Source organism: Synechococcus sp. CBW1002 (assembly GCF_015840915.1).
Classification (GTDB): domain Bacteria; phylum Cyanobacteriota; class Cyanobacteriia; order PCC-6307; family Cyanobiaceae; genus CBW1002.
Window position 1 is genome coordinate 2,614,806 of the sequence record NZ_CP060398.1, and the last position, 19,375, is coordinate 2,634,180.

Genomic DNA, 19,375 nt, shown 5'->3' on the forward strand with positions numbered 1-19,375 from the left:
TGACAGTAGCCGCATAAAGAGGAAGAGGCAAGCCTTTCTTTGGGCCTGGGCTGTGGGTATTACGGCGCTTGCGGCCCCGGGTGCGCCGGCCTGGCTGGCGCTGCTGTCTCGATGCGAGCTCGGCGGTGCCCTGGATGGGGTCTCCGGCTTTGCGCGGCGCCCCCATGCCGTTCTGCGGAAAGCGACGACTCGGCGTCGCAGCTGTATTAGTGTTAATAAGCCTTTATGCCTTTAAAGCCATGTCTTCCAGGATCCGTGTTCGAGCCCGTCTGGCCCGTTGGGCGCTGAGTGTTCTGCCGCTGCTGCTGGCGTTCATGGTGGGAGCTGCCCCAGCACTGGCGACGGACAGCAGCTGGTCGCTCAGCGATCGGGCGGGCCATCGCCTCACGGCCCAGGTCTTTGAGCAGCCCTTCCCGGAGTACCCCTCCGGCATGCGCATCCGCTTCAGCGCTCTCGATGCCAAAACGAGCCTGGATCACAAGGCTGAACTCGTGTTGAGCGATTCGATGGGTCAGGAGTGGAGCCTGCCCAATCGCAGCGAAGAGATGGTTCCCAAGAACGGCTCGACGATTCCGAGCGGATCGGCCCAGTTCGATCTGGATGCCTTGGTGCCACGGCCCAGTGAGGCGCTGCCCCTCCATCTGGCGGTCCCCACCAGCAACGGTGCCCTGGATTTCAACCTCAGACCCGAGCAGGTGATGGAGCTCCACGCCATGGGTTCGGCAGAGCCTCGCCGCGACCAGGCCTGATCCCACCAACCGCTACCCAGCCGCGCAGAAACTTGCAAGCTAGGCGTGGCTGGGATGCTCCACGGGCTTCGGATCCCTGAGGATCCAGGGCAGCGACCCTGACAGCACCGCGCTGAAGAAGCACCACACCGAGGTGAAGGCGTAGCCGTAGGCCAGGTGGGTGATCAGAAAGGCGCCGAGAATGCCGCCAGCGAACCAGCGCAGCCGACCCGAGCCGCTGAGCAGCAACGGTGCGGTGATCAGCAGGCCATACACGCTGCTGCCGAAGCCCAGGTTGATCCAGCCATTGGCCAACAGAGTGGTGGTGTAGTTGAGCGATCCGTGCACCACGGCGGGTTGGAACACGGAACCATTCAGCAGCAGGGGCAACCAGAGGCCTGCACCCAGCAGCAGGCCCAGCATCAGAAGGATCTGCAGCAGGCGTCGCCGCAGGCCAGGGGGCTCCTGCCGGTTCAGACGCAACACGCACCAGGGAAACCAGGCCAGCCAGAAGGCATAGGCGAAGAACAGATAAGCGAGCGCGGCGGAGTGCACGAGACCGTCGGGGCCACCGGGCGCCAGGCCAAGCCAGACCACACCCTCGAGGGCCTGTTGCGTCGAGAAGAACAGGGGCGAGAGGGCCAGGGGCATCAGATCGCCGCGCTGGTGGCGCCGGCAGTAGCGCACGGAGGCCACCCCCAGGGGCAAGAGGGTGGCCGCCACCACAAAGCTGGCGCTGCTGGAGAAACACATCGGCGTGGAGCTGTCCCCGGCAGCAGGCGATTCCCCCAGCCTGGCGCGTCGGGCAGTGCAACAGCCTCTCGCGATGATGGCATCGACCACACTGCCTGGGCAGCCGCACGCATCCAGCCCCTATTTCGCCGCCCTCGGCGGAGTGGCACTTGAGCTGCCGGCGCGCGCGTCGATGGCGCAAGCCGCTCGCTGCTCGATGCAAAGGTCACCAATCCAGATGCCGTGAGCACCAGGATCAAGAACGATCTTGTCGCCTGCCTGAACGGAAACGAAGCGATAACGCCCTGCACGAGCTGCGCCAGCAGGTCGCCTTCACCATGGATGTCGAGTGCGATGAGCTGGAGAAGGTGGACCGGATTGGATGACCACCAACGCTAAGGCGGCCTTCAAGGCCCGTGTGCGCGAATGGGCTCAGAAGCCGGATGTGCAGGTGGTGTGGCTCGGCATGCATCCGATGCGCCGCAAGTGGGCCTCCTGTTCAACGATGCGGGCCCATCTGGGTGCGTGGGAACAGGCGAAGTGATGTGATGTTTGCTTGTCGGAGCTACCGTTGGTGGTGGGCATAGACCGCTCCGCCCGGTTCAGGCAGGCCCATGAGCAAGAAGCACCGCCCATCCCCCGTCGCAACGATCGAGGAGATGCAGAACGATCGCCCCTACGGCGAATCGATTGACAAGACGTACTACAGACGAGACCTTGAAGCACTCCAGATCGAACTGCTCAAGGCGCAGCGTCACATCAAGGCTGTCGGACTGCGCGTGGTGCTCCTGTTCGAAGGTCGCGATGCGGCGGGCAAGGGTGGATCGATCAAGCGCTTCCGCGAACATCAGAATCCTCACGGCAGTGAACATGTGGCGCTGCCGAGGCCCAACGATGCCGAACTGACCCAGTGGTACTTCCAGCGCTACGTGCCGCACCTGCCGTCAGCCGGCGACATCACGATGTTCGACCGGTCGTGGTACAATCGGGCCGGCGTCGAGAAGGTGATGGGCTTCTGCACACCGCAGGAGCACGCCCTGTTTCTGCGCCAGGTTCCTCCCTTTGAACAGTCACTCGTCAGTAGTGGGATTCTGCTCTTCAAGATGTGGTTCACCGTGTCGCAGGCCAGGTAGAAGCTGCGTTTCGACGACCGGCGCGAAGATCCGCTCAAGCAGTGGAAGATCTCGCCCATCGATGAGGTCAGTGTGGAGAAGTACGACGCGTACACCGAAGCGCGCAACGAGATGCTGCTCGCCACCGACACCCTCGTGGCGCCATGGACGATCGTCAACTCGAACGAGAAGCGCCGGGCCCGTCTCGGCGCCATCCGCAGCGTCCTCCACGCCCTGGACTACGAGCACAAAGATCACGACGTCGTCGGTGAGCCCGATCCACGGGTCGTGAGGACGGCCCATTCGGTGTTCATCGACAACTGAGCCGGTCGCCACACCTCAGCGGCTCGCTGCCGGAATGAACAGGTGTGGTCTGAGAGAGGGGCCACATCAGAATGCCCCCACTTCTGTTGCCGGCATGTTCACAGTTGCCCTTCCCCTGGCGCTTGCCTTCATCATGTTGACGCTGGGGATGTCCCTGACTCCAGCCGACTTCGGTTTTTCTCTGCGTCGGCCCCATCCGCTGCTGGCGGGGGTGCTTTGTCAGGTTGTCCTGCTGCCGTTGGTGGCCTTTCTGCTGATCCGTTTGTTCAGCCTGCCAGGCGAACTGGGCGTGGGGGTGCTCGTGCTGGCCTGTTGTCCGGGGGGAATCACGTCCAACGTCATGACCCGCCTGGCGCGAGGTGATGTGGCCCTGTCGATCTCCTTCACAGCCCTGGCCAGCCTGATCACCACCATCACCCTGCCCCTCATCCTCACGGTGGGAGGGCGTGCCCTGATGGGCACGGCCCTCCCGGCCGTGAGCATCACCGGACTGGGCCTGAAGATGTTTGTGATGACCACCCTGCCTGTGCTGCTGGGGGTGCTCCTGCGTCAGCGGAGGCAGGCGCTGACCCAGCGCTGGGAGCGCCCCTGCGAACAGATGGCCAACGGCCTGTTTGTGCTGATCCTGGCGATCACGATTCTCAGCGAATGGCAGACGCTGGTCGCCAACCTCACTTCACTTGGTCCGGTGTTGCTGTTGCTCAACCTGGGGATGCTGGCCATCGGTACGGCAGTGGCCCAGATCCTTCGCCTTCCCGCCAGTCAGGTGAGCGCTGTTGCCATCGAAAGCGGCTTCCAGAACGGCACGGTGGGGATCGCGGTGGGAGCCCTGTTGGTGGGGGGCTCCGGTCCGGAGATGGGGCTATCGGCCTACAGCCTTCCCTCGGGGGTCTACGGAGTGCTGATGATGATCACCATCCTTCCCTATCTGGTTTGGCGACGTTCGATTCAGGCCATGGCTGATCCGTCTGTGATCGAGGGGTGAGGGCTGCCTAAAGGAAGAACTTCAGGCCAACTTCAAGGCCGTTCTCGTTGATATTGTAGGAATTATCTTGAAGGCCATCGTTGCTGCCGCCAAGCTCCAGATGGCGCCAGGAGAGATTCAGCTCGGTCGGGTTGCCGATGGCGTAACCGAAGCCGGCTTGGGCATTCCAGGAGTCATCAACGGCGTTGTTGACTCCGAAACCGCCGATGTCGGCACGAGCGAACAGCCTCAGGCGGGGCGAGAGAAACACCAACGCTTGAGTTCCCAGCAGGGGCTGGGCCACGGTTCCACCCAGGGCCAGCCCGCGCTGGATGGGGAACCCCATCCCCAGGCTCGATGGAGCATAAGGAGCATCCGATCGCTCATCTGGGAGGAACAATCAGCTTCCTTCTATATTGCTTTGATCAATGAGCCGCTACAGGAAGCCATGGAGGCTCCGGAGGATGGAAGTCACGCCAGCTGAGAGCAGGCAGGACGTTGGAGCTGGCGGTCTGCACGTCGGTCGTTTTGATGGTCATCGATGTCCGCCCCACCTCGCCGATGGCCCAGCACTTGCATCACCGCCTCCATCTGCAGACGGCCGGCTCCTTCTGCTGCCATGACATCACGACGGACCTGCAGGCTCTGATCGATCGCAGTGGGATCAGCGACGGCCTGCTGGTCGCCACGGGACAGCACACCACCACTGCTCTGGCCCTCAACGAGAACGAGGAGCGCTTGCTGGCTGACATCGAGCGTTTCTCTCTTGAGCTGGCAGCACCAGAGCGCCCCTGGCTCCACAACCATCTCCACCTGCGCCCGGGTATGCCGTCGGATGAACCGCGCAATTCCCACGTCCACCTGATTGCCCTGACGCTGGGCAATCAGCTTCCTGCCGGTGGTGGAGGGCAGGATCGGCCTTGGCCGCTGGCAATCGCTGCTGCTCACCCTCCTGGCAGGGGAAGGCAACGACCCCTGAAACGGAGATCATCCTTCCTATCGATGGTTCGTCGCCGAGCCCTGCACGGCGATTCCGGTGTCGATCCGCTGGATCGGTGGAGCACCCAGACCCTGCTGCCAGAGGCTAAGCACCGACCAGTAACCCTGCGAACGGGGTTTGGTGGCAGCGGTGGAATCCACCACCCCGCTCCTGATCAGCTGGACAAGTTCAGGCAGGTCATCCAGACCGACCACCCGGACCTCGCCCGTTTTGCCCAGTGCCTGGATGGCACGACCGATGCCGATGCCGCCGCCGGCATCGGACACGACCCAGCCCTTCAGGCGGGGGTGACGGCGCATCGTTGCCGTAGCCATCTGTTCGGCGGTGGCGATGTTGTCGCCATCGATGGGTGATGCCACAACCGTGATGCCGGGATGGCGCGCAAACACCTTCCGGTGGCATTCGACGCGGATGGCATGGTTCGGCGCTGTGGGCACGCCTTGCATGATGGCCACCTCCCCCTGACCTCCGAGCAGCTTGACCAGGCGCTCGGCAGCGATGCTCGCCTGCACGCAGAAATCATTGCCAATGCTCGTGATCCCCAGATCAGCCGGGAGTTCCGAGTCGAACACAGTCACAGGAATGCCCTGGAGCTGGGCTTGCTTCAGCAGGGAGCTGAGCCGATCTGCATCCAGCAGATCAATCGTGATGCCGCTGGGTTTGGAGTGAATTGCCGCCTGGAGGATCGAGGCCTGTAGGCCGACCTCCGCCCTGGCGGGGGGCGATACTCGATGACCGCAGTGGTATCGGTCTGTTGTTCGATCATGCGGGCGGCCGCTTCGGCACCCTCTCGCACGGCCTCAAACCAGGGATGGGTCACTTTCGGAATCAAGACGAACCGAAGCGGCTCAGGCGCTGCTTCAGCCGCCGATGTGGCCAGGGCGATGGGTGCCAGGCAACCCAAAAGAGCCAACGCTTGCATCGCCAGAGGGAAGCTTGTCATCGATCAATCAGAACCTGCGGAGTGCGGAGGACGCGTTGAAGCTCGGCTGTGATGGTTCGCCATCAACCTGGCAGTGGCCAAACCATGCTTCAGCCTAACTTCATGGATCCTCGGATCGTTGTCCGGCGCTGGGAAGCGCGACCGCTTGCATGATGCCTGGATCGGCGCATTCAAGGCTCTGAAGCCCACCTCCATGCTCTGATCACCGGGGTCGTCTTCCGGGAAGATCTCCTTCTCCAGGGCACGTCCATGGCCGTGTCGATCGTCACCCACACAACGCAACCTGAGACGTTCCCAGGCGTTACCTGCTGCCGGACGCTTGCCTGAAAGCTCTGCGGCTGGGTCTCTGCATGGATTCAGACAAGAATCACCGGTTGCATCAAGCAGACCGGACTATCACTCTGATCCCATCGCCCAACGTTGAGGGACTGACTCTGGTTGAGGAACTGCTCTGATGTGTGCAATCTGCGGATGATCTTCTCGGGGCTGTGGAGATTGTGTCCATGGGGCCACATCTGAACCGCGTGGAGTCCAGTCCGCCTGCAGGATGACCGCAGCCAAGCTGCTCCCCTCCCGTCGATGAGCGATACCGGCCTCTCCCGCCAGCTCGGTCTCCGCTCGATGACTCTGGCCGTGGTCACCAGCACCATTGGGTCTGGCTGGCTGTTCGCCCCGTTCTATGCCGCGCGCTTCTCCGGACCGGCCGCCCTCGGCGCCTGGCTGCTGGGGGGACTCCTGGCCTTTGCCCTGGCCCTGGTGTTTGCAGAGCTCGGGGCCCTGGTGACCAGTTCCGGGGCCCTCGCCCAGATCCCCTTGCTCAGTCACGGCCGCACCGCCGGCTTCATCGGCGGCTGGTGCGCCTGGGTCTCCTATCTGGCTCTCCCCAGCATCGAGGTGATGGCGGTGATGCAGTACCTCGCCAGCAGTGCTCCCTGGCTCACCGCCGACGAGGGTGCCGGCCAGGTGCTCAGCGGCGCCGGCCTGGCCCTGGCCAGCCTGCTCCTGGTCGTGCTGGCCTGGATCAACCTGGCCGGAGTGGGCTGGCTGGCCCGCTGGATCGACGGCCTCACCAGCTGGAAGCTGGTGGTCCCCCTGGTCGTCTCGATCACCCTGATGCTGAGGTCCGGCCACTGGACCAACCTGGTACCCGTGGCCCAGCCGGCGGGGGCCACCCTGGAGGGCATGGTGCGGGCGATCAGCAGCGGCGGGATTCTGTTCTCATTGCTGGGCTTTCGCACGGCCATGGACCTGGCCGGAGAAGCCCGCCAACCGCAGCGCACCGTGCCGGTTGCGATGGCCCTGGGACTGGGGATCTCCCTGTTGATTTACCTGATGCTGCAACTGGCCTTTCTCGTCGCGGTGCCCCCCGACCAGCTCTCCGCCGGTTGGGCCGCGCTCCGCCTCAGCGCCCACGGCGGACCGCTGGTGGCCCTGGCCCTTGGCTTGGGCCTGGGCTGGGTCGGCCGACTGCTGCTTCTGGATGCAGTGGTGTCACCCACGGCCACCGCCATGGCCTACATGGGGGCCGCCTCTCGGGTGGGCTGGATGATGGGGCGCTGCGGTCTGCTGCCCAACGTGCTCGGCCGGATCAATCGCCAGGCCGTGCCGTCGGTGGCTCTGCTGATCTCTCTCATCCTGGGCATCGGCATGCTGCTGATCGGGCCCGGGTGGCAGAACGTGGTGAGTCTTCTCACGGCCACCCTGGTGATTGCCCTGGCCATGGGCCCGGTCAGCCTGGCCGCCCTGCGCATCCAGCTCCCGGCCACCTTTCGGCCCTACCGACTTCCCTGCGCCGGGCTCTGGTGCCCGCTGGCCTTCGTGCTGGCTACCTGGGCGATCAGCTGGTGCGGCACCACCTCCCTGCGCGGTGCCGTGCTGATCGTGCTGCTGCCGGCGATCGGCTTTGTGTGGCTGGCCCTCCAGGGCCGGCAGCCTGGGCAACACCATGGGGCTGTGCAGACCGGCGAACAAACCGACGAGCAGCCCCACGCCCCGCTCAACCTGCTCCAGGGGCTGTGGTGGTTCCTTTATCTCGGTGGCTTGGTGGCCATCACCGCCCGGCCGCTCCCGCTCGCCGCCCAGCTGATCCTGCTGGGGGCCTGGGCGCTGCTGGTGTTCCCGCTGGCAGTGCGTTCGCGCTTGTCGGTGGTGTCGCCCTGGGCAAGGATCGGAACCGACTGATCCTCAGGGCGCGGGGCCAGGCAGTTGGCCCCGCCATCGACGCGGGCTCCCCGTCCTGGAGCAGGCACAGGGTCTGGACTGGGAGCCATCGGATCAGCTGGCACCGACCGGACATCGGGAGATCAGTTCCATCCAGCTCAGATTTCGGCGGCGGCCCGCTCCACCAGGCGCCTGGCCACCGCCTGCACCCCGGTGTGCGAGTAGGTGTCGGTGAAGGCATCGAGGAACACGGCCAGCTGATCGAAGCCCCCTTGCCAGGGGCCGATCGCCCCCTCGAGGGCATGGACGGCGCGCTGTCCCGTCAGCCCCAGCTGCCTGACCAGCCCTTCGGACCAGTCGAGCCATGGCTCCACGCCGCGACGTAGAAAACCAAGGTGTGCCTGATCGCCCCGGCCGGGCAGCAGAGCGGCCATGCGCCGATAGGCCGGCCACTGGCGGAGATCGCTGGATCCCACCTGGCCCAACAGACCATCCAGCCCCTGGAGAGCCTGATCACCGAGGGGAAGCAGGGCATCGAAGCAGATCATCGCGGCCATCCGGACCCGCGCTTCAGTGCCGTAGTCCCGCAGGGACGCCGCGAATTCGGCAAAGCTGTCGCCGGGCAGGCCATTTGCCTGGGTGAAGGCGAGCATCTCTGCCGAGACCTTGAGGGCCAGATCCACCGCCTGCAGCTTCTCTGAAGGAGGAGTCAGAGACGCGAGCCGTTTCACCAGTGGCAGGGCGCCACCCAGATTGGCGGCGATGCGCAGCCCGCCGGCGGCCTTCTGGGAGCGGTTCACCGCGTCGTAGAGGCTGAGGGCACGTCCGTAACCCTCATGACGGGCACGGCTCAGCGCATCGGCGCGGCGTCGCACGGACGCGATCAACGCCGGGTCGTCATCGCCGAGCACATCGGCAATCAGCGCATCGGCACTGGTGATGTTGTGCCACGTCCCCGGCACCAGGGTGCTGACCCCCTTCAGGGCCAGCACAGTGAGACCACGGCGCGGCAGGCGCTCGAGCCGCTCCAGAACCGTGCCGCTCATGCGCTCACCTCGGCCCTGGCGAGGAGCAGGCGCAGAGGAACCGCGCCGGTGAGGGCAGGCTTGAGGGCCGCAAGACCGGTCAGATCAAAGGCCTCAAGCACCGCATGACGTTGCTGGGGATCCATGCCGACCCCCTGGCCGATCACCTTCACCTGAAAGCGATCGGCCACCAGCAGCGCACTGGCCTGGGAACCCTGCTCGACAAGTGGCCAGCCCTTGATCACGGCACGGCTGGCGGAGAACTTGGCCCTGGCATCGGGGGCTGTGATCACATCGGAAATCGAGAGCAGGGCCCTGAGCTCATCTCCCTGGCGCAGACGGGCCTGGGCGAACCCTCGCTTCTCCTGCGTGAACACCAACTGTTCCCCGGTCTCCGGTTCGGGGAACAGGCGGTTGAAGGCCGAACCGTTCACCACCTGCGATGTCGGCACATCGGCGACGGTGCCGCCAGGCAACCAGTCTGCGAACGGAAGGGCCACAACCGCCACCAGCAGCAGGGCGGCGGCGAGCACGCCGGCCACGACCCAGCGAAGCGTTCGATTCATGGAGGGCCGATCGGGGCGATTGCCGCAGTGGTAGCAAGCACGCACACGACACGACCACCCAGGTGCTCGCCGCTTCCTTAACCACCGTGTTACGGTTCTTTACAGAACGCAACCTTTTGCCATGAACAGCTCCGCCGCCGTGTCCTAGGCTTCGTCCGAGTCGACCCGCGAGGCCCACGTCGAGCAGCTGAAGAAGGTGGAGCTGTTCAACGGCCGCGCCGCCATGCTCGGTCTGTTGATCGGTGTGGTGGTGGAGGGTCTCACGGGCTTCAGCATCGTTCACCAGATCGGTCTGGGTCCCCTGGTGGATGGCTATGCCGCCTGCCACACCAACCTGCTGCCCTTCTGTCTCTGAGCCGCCGGTTCACCAGGTTTCGCCAGATCCGCCAACTTGGGCTGAGGGTCGATCCGCTCAGCCAGTTCGAGGCAACGGTCCATCTCCTGCCAGAGCAGCTCACGCCGCTCCGAGTTCACCGCGTAGGAGCGATGCTGCAGATCCCTGCCCATGTAGCGAAGGGCAGCGGCGATGCGGGCCCGGTCGTCGTCCTCCAACCAGGGCAGGGAAGTCTGAACGGTCGCGTGGTCGGGGTCCATGGCCAGAGAAACGTTGACTGAGGTCACCATCGGGCCTCGAAGAATGTATCCCTGGACCATCCGTTGAACGTGTTCTCGCGTCAAACCATTGCAGACACTTGGCATCGATTGCATGATCCAGGATCTGCCTTGATGGGCTGATCAACCGATCGGCCCGATGCATCATGCCGCCGCCGAGTGGCCGTGCCATCAGGATGATGCGGCAGGGGCCCAGGCCGCGATGTCCAGGTTCGGCCAAGATGGGATTCTTTGCCTGCGGTTGATGATCCCAGCCCAGAAACAGATCACCGGGATGCTCGGCCACCCGGTGGCGGAAAACCCGATCGACCGGATGTTCGATGCCGTCTACGCCCACTACGGCCTCAACTGGCAGTTTTTGAAGAGTGACATCGGCAACGTGCAGGATCTCGCCCTGGCGGTGGCGGCGCTGCGCCCCCTGGGCTATCGGGGTATCGGGATCACGGTTCCCTACAAGGTGGCGGTGATTCCACTGCTGGATGAGGTCGACGACGATGTGCGCGCCATCGGTGCCGCCAACTACCTCACCATCGAATCGGGCCGTCTGATCGGCCATAACAATGATGGCAAGGGGCTGGTCAAGGCGATCGAGAAGGTCTCTCCGCTGCAGGGAGCTCGGGTGGTGATGCTGGGAGCCGGTGGTGCTGGTCGCGCGATGGCTGTGGAACTCGCCTGGGCTGGCGCAGCCCATCTCACCCTGGTCACCCGCCGTGAGGAACAGGGGCGTGAAGTGGCTGAGCTGGTGCGCAGGGCCTCCGGCGTCCCCACCGACTGGCAGCCCTGGCAGGGCGAGGTGGCCCTGCCGCCGGGCACCACCATGCTGATGAATGCCACCCATCTCGGTTGCGCGCCCCAGCGGGAGCCGGTGCCGCTGCTCTGGGATTCGGTCGATCGCTCCTGCACAGTGGTGGATGTGATCACCAATCCGCGTCTCACTCCCTTCCTGGCCACCGCCCGGGAGCGCGGCTGTCCGATTGTCGACGGGGTGGAGATGCTGGTCCAGCTGGCCATGCAGATTTTTGAGCGTTGGACGGGCATCACGCCCGAGGAAGTGGTGTTCCAACAGGCCGTGGCCGATGCGCTCGGGGAGCCTTGACGGCCCTTGCCGGCATCGGCGGATGTTTTGCTCATCCGGGTCGCATATCCGGTCCAAGTGATCGCACCCAGGCACCCACTGGCCTGTCGCCACGCTGGCCAGTGGGTGGCGTGGTGGCAAGATTCAATCCTGCACAGGTCAGCGGATGCCAACTGGCTTGCGCAGAGTTCCCAACGACGACGGGGCCTTCGACAATGACCCTTGGTTGGTGACGAAGGCTGAGCCACCAATCAGGCAGACTCCCTGCCGGCCGGGGCCGGGGGCGCCCCGGGAGCATGCTCATCGTGCCGCCAGCACCCGAGACGAAGGCGGGACATGCGAGACACAAGCGCAAGGCCTCGCCTTAGTCAGGGGAGCGGCCGCTTTCTTGAATACGGTGTCGGCGGATCAAGAGTTTGCGGAAAAACCGGCTGAAATGCCGCGTTTTGTCTTCCTGAGAGAGCTTGATCGCGCTCCGTTCGAACTGGTTTTCAGCGTTTCAGCGACTCAGAAGGCCCGATTTCAGACGTTTTGCCCCATTGGAGCTCCCTGGAGACCGCCGCCGTGCTGGTGTGGACACGGGAACCCAGGCGGCAATACAAGATTGTGAGTGACCTCAACTTCCGCATCGAGCCGATGCTGCACGAGCGGGGCACCCCCAGCGAGAGGGCCCTGAATGCGGTCGGCCGTCAGTCCAGCACTCGTTAGGAGTTGAACCACGGCAGTTTCAGACCAAGGGCTTCGATTGGATCCATCACGAGCTTGTTGAGAGCACGGCCTAGAACCACTTGTGGCTCGTCTGCCCGAATAGGGAGAACGGGATGCGTGTGATCGGCACCATTGACAATCTTGCGCCTGATCAGGGAGTTCCCTGCCTCCAGTCCGCACACATAGGCTCGTTCCTGACACAGACCCTTGGCTCCATGTTCTTTGTCGCCCATCCGCACCCAGTCGCCAGCACAGACGATCGACTCCACTGAGGTTTCCAAGGGTGGCCGTTTTCTGAAACTGCCCGGAGAAAAGAGCGACACCGAGCCCGGATAGCGCCGCACCTCGGAATCAACCACCCTGGCATTGGTGAATTCAGGATGAGCGATGGGGAGCAGGTCACGCGTGAGCCGATCGATGATCTCTTGATCGCTCATCGCTGCGATAGCCGATGCGTTGTAAAAGTCGCTGGCGACCACTGAGCCCTGGGGCTGCTCATCACCCCAGAGAACCTGTTGCGCATCCTTGTGCAGCTGATCCAGCATGAAAAAAGTGCCCCCAGAGCCCTTCAGTGATTCGAAGCGGGAAAAAACGTTGGCTGGGTAAGCGATTGGAACATAACGATCCAGCCATAGACGTGCTGACACGACATCGATGGAACCAAGCGAAGCAGCGCTAACAAGCTCTGGTGCTGCCTTGCTGAGTTCAGGAGATTGAGCCATCAGAGACTTGAGCCCTTTTGCACCAACGGCCAAGACCACAGCATCCACCTCGTCAATCACCCGAACTGTATTGGTTGCCACGTTCTTAACCTCAACCGAGCTGACACGCCGCGTGTCAGACGACATCGTCACCCGTCTCACCAACGTTCCCCCAAGGACCTGCAGATGATGGCGGGAGATCAGCCTTCGACTCAGAGGCGCAAACAGATGTTCGGCGATGCTTTTCGACTTGATCCAACGGACATCAAAGGAGTCTTGATGGGCCAGGGCGTAGTAATAGAGGAGCTCCATGGTGACCGCGGCCGAAAGCTCTTCGGGTGGCTTGAACAAACCAACCAGCAAGGTGGGACGCAAGAACTCATTGATGAGCCGATCGCTGATGCCGAGCTTGACAAAGAGTGATTGCGCATCGAGGTCGTCGTACTGCTGGAAAATCCTGTCGCTGCGATAGAGGTCAAGCATTGCATAGAAAAGCCCTGCGATGCTGAGCCGGTCTTGGATGGGTAGTCGTGTGAAGTTGGTGATTGTCGCCACCATCTGGCCAAGCGGACTTGGCCATTGGGGTGTCTCTCCAAAGACAGGTGCTGTTGCTTCCAACCCATCGGGAGACCAGAAGGCACTGGTTGTGAAGTCAGTGAAGATATCACCAACGCCGAGTTCATCAGTCAGGGCATTGATGTTGGGATAGTCTTTCCAAAAACCTCGGGTGCCTGCCTCGAACGGTTTGCCGCTTTTGGTTGTGATTGGTTGGCTGCCTGTTGGATCGGGCATCCCATCAATCAAGCTGACACGAAGACCGGTTTCACAGAGTGCCTTGGCTGCGCCCCAACCAGCCCATCCGGCTCCGATGACGACGACATGGGATGGTCTTCCGCCGGGCATGGTCTCGTCTGGCATGGCTGCTACGAACGTCGGCTCATCTTTTGCAAGTTACTCAAAGAGTGATGGAGCTTGCCTGTCAGTCGCACACTGATCGCATTGGTGCGATCTCGTTCGGTTGCGCTCATCAGCCCATGCCCCCTCTGTTTGCTGTGTAGCGGCATGGCTGACATTTCCCTTGAGTGGACAGACCACCACAAGCTCACTTCACGTGCCAGATAGTCATTGCCTGCCACTCAGGAGCAGCGTTCGGAGGTGGCTCGGTCCTGAGCCTTACCGGCGCTTTGCTGGCTCTCTCCACAGCAGGCCAGCGATCCCAGCCCCAACGCCACCTAAGCCCAGAACATAACCGATAGGGATCAGAGGAAAGGCCTCCCGCAGGATGCCATCTGCATCCACATGAACGCCGATCAGCCGATAGGCGACCCAGCAGGCCATTGAACCAGCGAGCAGCAACAGCGATAGGCGGATGAGCGGGCGTTTCATGGCCGCAGCTGCTCCAGCAGGGTCTGGGTGAGCGCCAGCTCACAGCGCGTCGTGAAGATGCCGTAGCCCGTCCCCTGGAAGCTCACCGACTTGGCGTAGGCGCACACCTTGCGGCGTTCGGCTCGGAAAGCACGCGCCTGCTCGTTTGGGTCGGCACTCGTCTTGTAGGAGTTTGCTGAAAAACCCCGCCGCCTCTGCGAAAATAGGGCAACTGCCCCAGGTTTGATGCGAGGTCAGCAGGAGCGCAGCGGCTCCTTGTTCTCCTACGTCTCGATCGAGGAGCGGATCCCGACCAGCCATCCACTCAGGCGGATTCGCAAGCTGGCGGATCAGGCCCTCGATCGACTCAATCCCACCTTCTGCAGGTTGTATGCCTCAGAAGGGAGACCATCGGTGCCGCCAGAGCAGCTGCTGCTGGCCTCGTTGTTGCAGGCGTTCTACGGCATCCGCTCCGAGAGGCTGCTGCTGGAGCAGGTCCACTACAACCTGCTGTTCCGCTGGTTTGTGGGCTTGAGCCCTGACGATGCGATCTGGCATCCGACCACATTCACCAAGAATCGTGATCGGCTCCTCACTGACGACGTCATGGGGCTGTTCCTGGAGAAGCTGATGGGAGCACCCGAGGTCAAACCGCTGCTCAGTGACGAGCACTTTTCGGTGGACGGCACGTTGCTCCAGGCCTGGGCGTCACACGCTTCCTTGGAGCGGATCGATGGCCAGGAGGATCCTCCGCCTCCGCCCACAGGTCCTGGCGAAGGATTCGGTGCTCCCAAAGAGGGAAAGAAGCGCGCCAAAGGGGACTTTCGCGGCATCAAGCTCAGCAACGAGACCCACCGCTCCAGCACCGATCCTGAGGCACGGCTGGCCCGGAAATCGAATGCCCATCCAGCGCAGCTGAGCTATCGGGGCCATGTCCTCATGGACAACCGCCACGACCTGATCGTCGATTGCCGCGTCACCCAGGCCACGGGCACCGGTGAGCGGGATGCCGCCAAAGAGATGGCAGCAGACCTCACCGGTGCCCACCAGAAGACCGTCGGCGCCGACAAGAACTACGACACCAAAGGGTTTGTCGCTGAGATGCGGCGGATCGGTGTCACGCCCCACGTGGCCCAGAACACGGCCCGCAGCGGTGGCTCAGCCATTGATGGCCGCACCACCCGTCACGTGGGCTACTCCAAATCGATCAACGCCCGCCGGGGGATCGAAAAGGTGTTTGGTTGGATCAAGGCGTTCGGAGGGCTGCGCCAGTTCAAACTGCGCGGTACCGAGAAGGTCGGCGCCGTGTTTGGCCTGCATGTGATCGCCTACAACCTGATCCGCCTGGGCAACCTGCTCAAGCCCGCGATGCGGCGCCTATCAGCAAAGATGTCCGCTCAGGGTACTGATCTGAGTACCTCAGAAAGCCTACTCCGGATGGAGGATCATGGGCTTCGAGATCGGATGTTGATCGTCATCGCGCGTTGATCAGGAGCGCAGGCTTGAGCGGCCGGCCCCCGGTCGGAGGCTGAGGCCGGCCCGCCTCTTGCGGGCGGTCCAACCACAACCCCCTGGGGCCTGGGTTTCTGATCTTCAAGCAGCGACAGTGTCCTGCGGTCTGGGATGGTTGACCCGCACGACTGTTGGCTGAGCCCAATCGCGAGGTGGCCTGGCCCAGCGGCGTGGATGTTGCGCACGCGCCTGCTCATAGGTCTGCTGACGGACTCTGCAGATCGCGTCAGCTTCTCCGTAGTGACGTTGATTGGGCGTCACATACTTGATGCCGCTGTGACGATGCTCAGCGTTGTACCAGTCAACAAAACCATCGACCCAGGCACGCACTGAGAGAAGATCCCGGAAACGACGCACTGGATAGCTCTGGTGATATTTCATGGTTCGGAACCATGACTCAACGTAGGCGTTGTCATTGCTCACCCGCGGCCGCGAGAATGACAGGGAGATGCCGAGCTCGGCCAGCTTGGCGGCCAAGGTGTAGGAGCGCATGGGTGCTCCGTTATCGGCGTGCAGGATCGTGGTCGACCCCGAGCTGATCCCTTCATCACGGCAGACACGATCAAAGAAGTGCTTGGCCAGTTCGCCGCATTCACGATCGTGCACCTCAACGCCAAGGATGCGCCGGCTCCACACATCCATCACCATATAAAGGTAGTAGAATTGACCCTTCACAGGCCCCGGCAACAGGGTGATATCCCAGGCCAGCACTTGATGGATGCCCGTTGCCTCCAGCACGGGTGGCTCTCTTGGCTCCCGCGGTGGGCGGCTCCTGCCGCGATGATTTAACAGGCCTTCCTGGCGCATGATGCGGTAAATCGTTGACTCCGATCCCACGTAGACTCCCTCCTCGGCAAGGATCGCCACGATCTGACCAGGCGTGAGATCGGCAAAGCGTGGATCGTTGACAGTGGACAACACCTGTTGGCGCTCCTCCTCGCTGAAACGATGCATGACATGCCTGGACGCTCCCTTGCGTTGATCGCAGCTGAATCCCTGGGTCCGAATCATCAAGCCCCATCGCCTCAGCGTGCGTGTCGCCAGGCCGAAAAGATCAGCAATGGCCTTGGCCGAAAGGCCACGACTGATGCCTTCCTGTAGAAGCGCGACGATCGCACCGCGATCGCCAGACGGAATCAAGGATCCTCGTCCGGTTGAAAGATCTGGTTGAACTTTTTTGAGAGCATCAACAACGTCGCCGCTTCTGTCAGTGCTTTTTCTTTCTTCTGCAATTCACGCTCCAGCTGGCGATTCCGCCGGACCAGTTCCTGATTCTTGCGTTGCAGTTCCCGCTGATCAGCCATGCTCGGCGCGCTGGGGCCATTGGCATCCTCGGCGGCCTGGCGCCAACGGGCAACCTGCTTGGGGTACAGCCCCCGCTCCCTGCAGAACGACCCGAGCTCGCTTCCGTTCAGTCCTGCGGCCTGGATCACGGCTGCCAGCTTGTCGGCAGCGCTCCACTGCTCCGGCGGCCGGTTCGTGGCAGGCACCAGCTGGCCCTGCTTCTGCCACTGGCTCCGCCAGTTGTAGATGGTCTGCGCCGTGATCCCGGTGTCGCGGGCGATCTCAGCCACGCTCTCAAGGTTCGGAGGGCTCATCCGCAGGCGGACGGCTTCCCGCAGAGCGGCGTCATAGGGCGGTTGCATAGTCGTCGGTTGGGCCCCCAGGTGGACGGGTCAAACCGAGCGGACTTCTTCCTAAGAAACACCAACGGCCAACAGGGATCTCGGCTGACTGACCACACCTCAAGCAGAGGCAACAAGTTGAAAACCAAGGGCAATGGCGCGTCGCTGGAGACCACGAATCTGACGATCCCTTGATTCCTCCTGATATGCGGCAGCACCGGGATCCTGATATACCAAACCATCACGGAGCGTCTTGTAGTAAAGAATGGCAAGCTTTCGGGCAGTAGCAATTAATGCTTTACTCTTTCCGGCACGTGCTGCCAGACGACGTTGAAAAGCACCCAGTGCAGTATTCGTTCTTCCCAGCGGTACGGCAGCCATCCAAAAGGCACTACCTGCTCGCGTAGTGCCCTGTCGTGTTCGTGAAGAAAGTACCTTTCCCCCTGAGATCCTGTTCTGAGGACTGAGTCCCAGCCATGACACAAAATGCTGGGCACTGGGCCAGCGCTTCATGTCCAACCCACACTCACTAATGAGCGTGAGAACTGTTGTTGGTCCTAATCCCGGAAGCCTTAGAAGATTGTGGCCTGACAAGGCTTGAATTAGGTGGGTTGGGTTAAATGCAAAGCCATGTCCGCATATCTTCCAATCCCCAGGTTGACTGCCTGGATCTTGATAGTCCGAGCCGGCAAGCTCTGTCATCAATGATTGTGCCGCAAGCTCGCAGGCCCTGATCTTCTCTGAATAGGTGTCAAAGAGCTCAACTGCGATCTTCAAAGAGAACAAGTGATCGTCTTGGTAGTTCCCCTCAAGAGCAGCCGCAATTGTTGCCGCGCTCTCCTTGCAGCGTCTGTCTCGGAGAGAAGCGAGTCTTTCGGGGTCCCTCTCACCTGAAAGTATGGCATCGATGATTCGCCTACCGGTTAGTCCGCTGATATCTCTGACAACATGATGAAGCTGAAGATTCATAAGCATCAGCGCCTTCTGGATGTGTTGCTGATGAGACGAGCGGTATCGAACAAGTTGATCACGCTGCCGCAGATATGAGCGTAGTTCTGTGATTTTTTGGTCTGGACGAAAGCTTGCTCTCACCAGGCCGTAGCTGTGGAGCTGCTGAAGCCATTGTGCATCGTTGATATCCGTCTTGCGGCCCGGAACATTCTTGGCGTGCCTGGCATTAACAAGAAAGACGTCAATGCCTTTGCCAGAGAGAATCTCGTAAAGCGGAACCCAGTAGATTCCAGTGGACTCCATGGCAATGGTGCTAATTCCAACTGCCAGCAGCCATTCGGCGAGTGCGATTAGATCCTTTGTGAAGCTTGAAAACTTGCGGACGGGATTCGGATCAAGCTCGACAGGAACAGCAACAACGTGGAATCTACTGCCGACATCAATTCCAGCGGAACGAGGGTTAATGACTTTCAGACGAGCTCGGCGCTTGCCTGCTGAAATTGGTTCTCCCATGGCTTAAGGACTCACTAGGTGATCGGGAGGGCATCAGGCAGGATTCGCGCACTAAAATCAGCAAATTCCTAATCGGGATCGGCCGACTAACTCATTGGTCAGTCGAGCCGTCGCCAGGGCAGGGAGCGCAATTCGAATCCCAGGCCACGTTTGCTTTCGGGGTCAGGCCTCCAAAGATGTCATCGGCCATGGCCCGATGTCCTCATGACCAGAGTGGCAAGGGCGCTCTGGCTTGGCCGTGGGTGTTTCGGGCGCGAGGGCGTACGCGCGTACTGGTTCGTTTGCTGACACTGGGGGATGGAGGCGGCATGAACAGCCCGTTGTCCAGAGGTGTGCCCAATAGGCCTCAACCAATGCCTTGCAGAGAGGCCAACGATGCCGAAATCGGGCTGTTTGCGGCTCTGATAGCCGCCGATCCGTCTTTTTGAGCCGGAAATCCACTGATGCCTGTGGAAAACTGGCTCGTGGGTTGGTTTTTCAGCAAACTCGTAGAAGCCGGTGAGGTTGTCGCGCCAGAGCGTCTGGAAGGTTTCGCTGGGCACTTGCCTGGCCTCGCTGGCCACCCGCACCAAGGCCTTCTCCAGCTCCCGATCCTTGGCTTGGAGGGCTTCCATCACGCAGCGGGTTTCGGCCACGGTGCTTTCTGATGGGGTGCAGACCTCCGCTGCTGGTGCCGGCAGCGGCACCAGGGAGACGGCCAGCAGCAGGTGGAGACAGGTGCGCATCGTGAGGCTTTTCTCCAGACGCATTTTCCCCAGA

19 protein-coding genes and 3 pseudogenes are annotated in these 19,375 nt (G+C 62.1%); 10 read left to right on the plus strand and 12 right to left on the minus strand.

Annotated elements, in window-relative coordinates:
* The first annotated feature begins 239 nt into the window (after positions 1–239).
* A complete protein-coding gene (locus tag H8F24_RS12935; RefSeq protein ID WP_197169888.1) occupies positions 240–749 on the plus strand; it encodes a DUF3122 domain-containing protein in 510 nt (169 codons plus the stop codon).
* A gap of 39 nt (positions 750–788) precedes the next feature.
* On the opposite strand, the gene H8F24_RS12940 is transcribed toward H8F24_RS12935, so the two are convergent.
* The gene (locus H8F24_RS12940) at positions 789–1,481 is read right to left on the minus strand and encodes a DUF6629 family protein (protein ID WP_197169889.1); all 693 of its coding nucleotides are present in this window, start codon (positions 1,479–1,481) and stop codon (positions 789–791) included.
* A 361-nt stretch (positions 1,482–1,842) separates the two neighbouring features.
* Here H8F24_RS12940 and H8F24_RS12945 point away from each other — a divergent pair, with 361 nt between their 5' ends.
* The 3 genes and pseudogenes from H8F24_RS12945 (at position 1,843) to H8F24_RS12960 (ending at position 3,881) form a co-directional block, all read left to right on the plus strand.
* Positions 1,843–2,004 carry a DUF45 domain-containing protein gene (locus H8F24_RS12945; RefSeq protein WP_197169890.1) on the plus strand — a complete coding sequence of 54 codons (162 nt, stop codon included), beginning with the start codon at positions 1,843–1,845 and terminating at the stop codon, positions 2,002–2,004.
* Between the two features lie 115 nt (positions 2,005–2,119).
* Positions 2,120–2,896 (plus strand): annotated as a pseudogene (gene ppk2, locus H8F24_RS19540) (polyphosphate kinase 2).
* Between the two features lie 94 nt (positions 2,897–2,990).
* The gene (locus tag H8F24_RS12960) at positions 2,991–3,881 is read left to right on the plus strand and encodes a bile acid:sodium symporter family protein (RefSeq protein WP_197169892.1); all 891 of its coding nucleotides are present in this window, start codon (positions 2,991–2,993) and stop codon (positions 3,879–3,881) included.
* A gap of 7 nt (positions 3,882–3,888) precedes the next feature.
* Here H8F24_RS12960 and H8F24_RS12965 read toward each other — a convergent pair whose 3' ends face one another.
* A complete protein-coding gene (locus H8F24_RS12965) occupies positions 3,889–4,164 on the minus strand; it encodes a hypothetical protein (protein ID WP_197169893.1) in 276 nt (91 codons plus the stop codon).
* A 257-nt stretch (positions 4,165–4,421) separates the two neighbouring features.
* Here H8F24_RS12965 and H8F24_RS20230 point away from each other — a divergent pair.
* Positions 4,422–4,691: pseudogene (locus H8F24_RS20230) on the plus strand (YjbQ family protein); the annotation flags it as partial.
* A gap of 165 nt (positions 4,692–4,856) precedes the next feature.
* Here H8F24_RS20230 and H8F24_RS12975 read toward each other — a convergent pair.
* Positions 4,857–5,546, minus strand: coding sequence for a substrate-binding domain-containing protein (locus H8F24_RS12975; protein WP_197172329.1), 690 nt, complete (start codon positions 5,544–5,546; stop codon positions 4,857–4,859).
* Between the two features lie 836 nt (positions 5,547–6,382).
* On the opposite strand from H8F24_RS12975, the gene H8F24_RS12980 reads away from it, so the two are divergent.
* Positions 6,383–7,984: an APC family permease gene (locus H8F24_RS12980; RefSeq protein ID WP_197169894.1), complete on the plus strand. Its 1,602-nt coding sequence runs from the start codon at positions 6,383–6,385 to the stop codon at positions 7,982–7,984.
* A gap of 137 nt (positions 7,985–8,121) precedes the next feature.
* Here H8F24_RS12980 and H8F24_RS12985 read toward each other — a convergent pair whose 3' ends face one another.
* Both H8F24_RS12985 and H8F24_RS12990 read right to left on the minus strand, forming a co-directional pair.
* Positions 8,122–9,009 carry a hypothetical protein gene (locus H8F24_RS12985; protein ID WP_197169895.1) on the minus strand — a complete coding sequence of 296 codons (888 nt, stop codon included), beginning with the start codon at positions 9,007–9,009 and terminating at the stop codon, positions 8,122–8,124.
* Positions 9,006–9,554 (minus strand): hypothetical protein, encoded by a 549-nt coding sequence (locus tag H8F24_RS12990; protein WP_197169896.1) that lies wholly within the window; start codon positions 9,552–9,554, stop codon positions 9,006–9,008. Before H8F24_RS12990 ends, H8F24_RS12985 begins: the two co-directional genes overlap by 4 nt.
* A gap of 172 nt (positions 9,555–9,726) precedes the next feature.
* On the opposite strand from H8F24_RS12990, the pseudogene H8F24_RS12995 reads away from it, so the two are divergent.
* Positions 9,727–9,909: pseudogene (locus H8F24_RS12995) on the plus strand (chlorophyll a/b-binding protein); the annotation flags it as partial.
* Here the strand turns inward: H8F24_RS12995 and H8F24_RS19545 are convergent.
* On the minus strand, positions 9,867–10,148 hold the full coding sequence (locus H8F24_RS19545; protein ID WP_231597818.1) for a hypothetical protein: 282 nt from the start codon (positions 10,146–10,148) through the stop codon (positions 9,867–9,869). The pseudogene H8F24_RS12995 and the gene H8F24_RS19545 overlap by 43 nt on opposite strands.
* A gap of 262 nt (positions 10,149–10,410) precedes the next feature.
* On the opposite strand from H8F24_RS19545, the gene H8F24_RS13005 reads away from it, so the two are divergent.
* Positions 10,411–11,262: a shikimate dehydrogenase gene (locus tag H8F24_RS13005; protein WP_231597819.1), complete on the plus strand. Its 852-nt coding sequence runs from the start codon at positions 10,411–10,413 to the stop codon at positions 11,260–11,262.
* A 510-nt stretch (positions 11,263–11,772) separates the two neighbouring features.
* Positions 11,773–11,949, plus strand: a complete 177-nt coding sequence (locus H8F24_RS13010; RefSeq protein WP_197154405.1) for a hypothetical protein — start codon at positions 11,773–11,775, stop codon at positions 11,947–11,949.
* On the opposite strand, the gene H8F24_RS13015 is transcribed toward H8F24_RS13010, so the two are convergent.
* Together H8F24_RS13015 and H8F24_RS13020 are read right to left on the minus strand one after the other, a co-directional pair.
* Complete coding sequence (locus H8F24_RS13015) at positions 11,946–13,568, minus strand: FAD-dependent oxidoreductase (RefSeq protein WP_197169897.1); 1,623 nt, start codon at positions 13,566–13,568, stop codon at positions 11,946–11,948. The genes H8F24_RS13010 and H8F24_RS13015 overlap by 4 nt on opposite strands.
* Positions 13,569–13,823: 255 nt before the next feature.
* Positions 13,824–14,036, minus strand: a complete 213-nt coding sequence (locus H8F24_RS13020; RefSeq protein WP_197169898.1) for a DUF3955 domain-containing protein — start codon at positions 14,034–14,036, stop codon at positions 13,824–13,826.
* Between the two features lie 225 nt (positions 14,037–14,261).
* Here H8F24_RS13020 and H8F24_RS13030 point away from each other — a divergent pair, with 225 nt between their 5' ends.
* A complete protein-coding gene (locus tag H8F24_RS13030) occupies positions 14,262–15,503 on the plus strand; it encodes an IS5 family transposase (RefSeq protein WP_231597821.1) in 1,242 nt (413 codons plus the stop codon).
* A gap of 105 nt (positions 15,504–15,608) precedes the next feature.
* Here H8F24_RS13030 and H8F24_RS13035 read toward each other — a convergent pair whose 3' ends face one another.
* From H8F24_RS13035 to H8F24_RS13045, 4 genes are all read right to left on the minus strand, one after another.
* On the minus strand, positions 15,609–16,667 hold the full coding sequence (locus H8F24_RS13035) for an IS3 family transposase (protein ID WP_231597781.1): 1,059 nt from the start codon (positions 16,665–16,667) through the stop codon (positions 15,609–15,611).
* Positions 16,664–17,173, minus strand: coding sequence for a transposase (locus H8F24_RS19555; protein ID WP_197157219.1), 510 nt, complete (start codon positions 17,171–17,173; stop codon positions 16,664–16,666). The genes H8F24_RS13035 and H8F24_RS19555 overlap by 4 nt, the downstream gene beginning before the upstream one ends.
* A 99-nt stretch (positions 17,174–17,272) precedes the next feature.
* Complete coding sequence (locus H8F24_RS13040; RefSeq protein WP_231597702.1) at positions 17,273–18,616, minus strand: IS110 family transposase; 1,344 nt, start codon at positions 18,614–18,616, stop codon at positions 17,273–17,275.
* Between the two features lie 179 nt (positions 18,617–18,795).
* On the minus strand, positions 18,796–19,341 hold the full coding sequence (locus tag H8F24_RS13045) for a hypothetical protein (RefSeq protein ID WP_231597822.1): 546 nt from the start codon (positions 19,339–19,341) through the stop codon (positions 18,796–18,798).
* Positions 19,342–19,375: the final 34 nt, after the last annotated feature.